The organism is Flavobacterium bomense (genome assembly GCF_003970355.1).
In genome coordinates, this window is the sequence record NZ_RYDJ01000193.1 from 1 (window position 1) to 1,168 (window position 1,168).

Here is a 1,168-nt window from a genome sequence, read left to right on the forward strand (position 1 = left end):
ATTTTGTGAATCAAAAAAAGGCTACTACTATTCAAAATCAACACATTTGTAGATATTCCATTGGTGTTTGACCAGTTTGTTTTTTGAAAAAGCGAGCGAAGTTGCTCGGATTTTGATCGCAGAGTTTTATGGCGATTTCGGAGATATGTAAGTCTGAATATTTTAGTAGGGTTTTGGCTTCTAAAACCAGCATTTCTTTCAGTAAATCTTGGGCAGTTTTATCGGTACATGTTTTGACACATTTATTCAGATAATTAGGTGTAATGTTCAGTATTTTCGCGTAATCTGAAATGTTTTGGTATTTGTAGATGTGTTGTCCTAAGGCGTTTTTATAACGTTCGGTAATTTCAAAAAAAGAGTTTTTTGTTTTCTTGTTTTGAAGCGGAATTTCTTTTTTTAGGGCTTCAAAAATCACCAATAAATTATAAGAAACGAGGTTTTTATTGGCTGGGTTTTCTTCTTTGTACAATTCTAGTAATCTATTCAAAATAGACTCTATGTTGTTTAATGTGCTTTCAGACATCTGAATCACGGGATTCGACTGAAATTGAAAGAAGGGGAATTGTTCGCTAAGGTAATTTTTAGGTAAATAATCGAATATTTTTTCATCGAAATGAAGATAAAAACCTTCGGCGTCATCGCTAATCATTTCGTGTTGGGTAATTTGATGGGCAGGTAAAAAAAAGATAGAAGAAGGACCAAACTCATATTTGTTTAGTCCTTTGCTTCTTTTTGAAATTCCTTTTTTTAAAAGTATAAAATCATGTACTGTTTTACGATGGGGTAAAACCTGAAAACTGGATTTATTAGAGATATCTTCCAATCGATTGATGTGATATTCTTGATGAACCTGACTAGACATAAAGGGTCTCCAAGTTGTGGTATGAGAATGAAAATTATTCATTTCAGAAGCTATCAGCGTTGGGATGTACTCTTTAGTAGTCATGCTATTTTTATATATTTTTATAAACTTACAAAAAAAATTATTCAATTATCGCTACCGCTCTTGTCCAACCCTCACTGGCTCCTTTTATTTTTGCAGCAAAACACGCCACTTTAAAACCAAATGGAGGCAGGGCTTCTAAATTAGCCAATTTCTCGATTTGGCAATATTCTTTTTCAATGCCAACATAATGGGCTTGCCAGATAATTCCCGGACTGGGATTGT

At 33.5% G+C, this 1,168-nt stretch carries 1 protein-coding gene and 1 pseudogene; both read right to left on the reverse strand.

Annotation, left to right across the window (positions count from 1 at the left end):
• Window positions 1–37 precede the first annotated feature (37 nt).
• The gene (locus EKL98_RS16675; protein ID WP_126563210.1) at window positions 38–946 is read right to left on the reverse strand and encodes a helix-turn-helix domain-containing protein; all 909 of its coding nucleotides are present in this window, start codon (window positions 944–946) and stop codon (window positions 38–40) included.
• Window positions 947–983: 37 nt separating this feature from the next.
• Window positions 984–1,168 (reverse strand): annotated as a pseudogene (locus EKL98_RS16680) (cyclase family protein); the annotation flags it as partial.

Excerpts from the sequence above, each read along its gene's own strand:
- EKL98_RS16675 (WP_126563210.1), bottom strand. The coding sequence starts at position 946 with ATGACTACTAAAGAGTACATCCCAACGCTGATAGCTTCTGAAATGAAT.